This is a genomic window from Azohydromonas aeria (assembly GCF_009760915.1).
Lineage (GTDB): Bacteria > Pseudomonadota > Gammaproteobacteria > Burkholderiales > Burkholderiaceae_C > Azohydromonas > Azohydromonas aeria.
The window spans coordinates 1-764 of sequence record NZ_VIDQ01000210.1 but is presented as its reverse complement, the minus strand read 5'-3'; the positions used below and the strand labels follow the sequence as shown (position 1 = coordinate 764).

At 71.7% G+C, this 764-nt stretch carries 1 protein-coding gene; it reads right to left on the bottom strand.

Annotation, left to right across the window (positions count from 1 at the left end; genetic code table 11):
* Positions 1–38 precede the first annotated feature (38 nt).
* Entirely contained in the window at positions 39–488 is a 450-nt protein-coding gene (locus FJ694_RS36560; protein ID WP_157272410.1) for a hypothetical protein, read from the bottom strand.
* Positions 489–764: the final 276 nt, after the last annotated feature.

The window sequence follows — 764 nt, the reverse complement described above, 5'->3', positions numbered from 1 at the left end:
CCCGTTGGCCTGTCGTGCGCGCCTGCGGCGGGGCTGGCCTATCGCAGCGAGCCTTGTCGGCCCAGGGCATCCAGGGCAACACGCAGGCTGTAGCCGGGCACGCTCTCCCCGGCGTCTGCACGGCGCACCAGGTCGGCCGCCCAGGCGCGCTCGCGGCCGGCCTTGGGCACCACCGGGCGCAGGCACTTGCGCCGGACCTCGGCGGCGCGCTGCGGCTGCTTGGGCTCGGGGCCGGCCCGGAACGCCGGCGCAGGCGAGGCGCCGCACAGGTCGCGGAAGCGGGCGGCGGTGGGCGGCTCGTCCGGGTCCAGCAGTGTCAGCGCGTGCTCGACGGCCGCGGGACGATCGGCGTACCTGGCCAGCTCGCGCGCCCAGTCGTCCTTCACGGCGTCCAGCGACAGGCCGTCCCAGCGCGCCAGGAAGGCGTGGCCATACCGCAGCGTGAGCCGGTCGAACAGCGCATCAACGAATTCGGCGCGGGGCGACATGGAATCCTCCGTGGCGATCGACAGCAGTTTGCAGCCGACACGCTGCTCCCGTTCTGCATTCCTTCACCGGCAACGGGGTGAGTGCCGGGATCCGGCGGAGGGGTATCGCCAGGCGCGGTGCTTCGGGAAGGGACAGCGTGGCGGATTCGGCTACTAGGCCGCGACGGGTTCACAGCTGCCCGAGGCTACACGGCGAGGACTGTTGCCATCGTGAACATGCAGCTTCCAGAGGGCGCGGTACGCTGGACAGGTCAACCTCGGACGGAAATGCGGAAA

Bases quoted from the DNA above. Each gene is read 5' to 3' on its own strand.
- FJ694_RS36560 (WP_157272410.1), bottom strand. From the start codon at position 488: ATGTCGCCCCGCGCCGAATTCGTTGATGCGCTGTTCGACCGGCTCACG.